This is a genomic window from Nonomuraea sp. MG754425 (assembly GCF_021699195.1).
Classification (GTDB): Bacteria; Actinomycetota; Actinomycetes; order Streptosporangiales; family Streptosporangiaceae; genus Nonomuraea.
Map to the genome: position 1 here is coordinate 1 of NZ_SSXE01000431.1, position 1,091 is coordinate 1,091.

The 1,091-nt window shown below is 76.3% G+C and carries 2 protein-coding genes; one reads left to right on the plus strand and one right to left on the minus strand.

Annotation, left to right across the window (positions count from 1 at the left end; genetic code table 11):
• A partial coding sequence (locus FAF44_RS53285) for a hypothetical protein (protein ID WP_237111134.1) occupies positions 1–245 on the minus strand: 245 nt, incomplete at its 3' end.
• Between the two features lie 81 nt (positions 246–326).
• Here FAF44_RS53285 and FAF44_RS53290 point away from each other — a divergent pair.
• On the plus strand, positions 327–1,091 hold a 765-nt coding region (locus FAF44_RS53290; RefSeq protein ID WP_237111135.1), incomplete at its 3' end, for a hypothetical protein.

Genomic DNA, 1,091 nt, shown 5'->3' on the forward strand with positions numbered 1-1,091 from the left:
CTCGTCAGCGTCCCCGGCCACGAGGGCGCGACCGGGGCGAGGGCGCTGCTCGGGTTCCACCTGGACGAGTCCACCGTGACCGTGCTCGCCCACCGCACCCAGGGCGGCCGGCGAGCCTCGGGGCCGCCTCGGGGCCGGGGCTCGCGGTCGCCTACGCCGGCCTCGCGCTGGTCCACGAGCTGGGCGGCCGGCCCGCCGAGGCCGTCCCGCTGCTGGAACGCGCCCTGGACCTCGAACGAGCCCACGGCCGGGGTCGCGGCACGGTCCTGACCCTGATCGCCCTCGCCCGCCTGGAACCAGCACCCCGGCAACCGGACGGAGCGGCGGTGACGCGGCTGGAGGAGGCGCTCGTCCTGGCGCGGGAGATCGGCTTCCGGGCGGGAGAGGCCATCGCGCTGCGTCACCTGGGCGCGCACGACCTGACCTCAGCCTCCCGCGACCTGGCCCGTCACCGCCTGTCCACGGCCATCGACCTGCTGTCCGAGCTCGGCCACGACCACGAGCTGGCCCTCGCCTGCCACCACCGCTCGATCGCCGCCGAGGAACTCGGCGACCTGCCCGCCGCGCTCGCCGACGCCGAACGCGCCTGCGCCCTCGGCCACGAGGCGGCCCGGGACCGCGCGTTCCGCCTCGCGGTCCGCCTGAACCTCGGGATGACCGCCTGGACGCACGCCGAGCAGGCCAAACTCAACGCCCTGACCGCCTGGCTCACCCCTCGGCCCGAAGCGTCCGCCACCGAAGCGCCCACCCCCGAAGCGTCCACCCCCGATGACCCAAGCCTCCCGGACCCCGGGCAGGACCTGACGGACACCGCCAGGACCCTCATGACCGCCGCCCGCAACACCCGCGACCCCGAACAGGCCGCCCTCCTCATCCACCGCGCCCGCACCACCCTCGACCACCTGCGACGACGACCCCTCGACGAGCCCACGCCCCAAGGACTCCCGGCCCCCCGCTCGATCAGGCCGCCCACCAGGGCCGAGCTGGACGCCCTCGTCAGCGTCCCCGGCCACGAGGGCGCGACCGGGGCGAGGGCGCTGCTCGGGTTCCACCTGGACGAGTCCACCGTGACCGTGCTCGCCCACCGCACC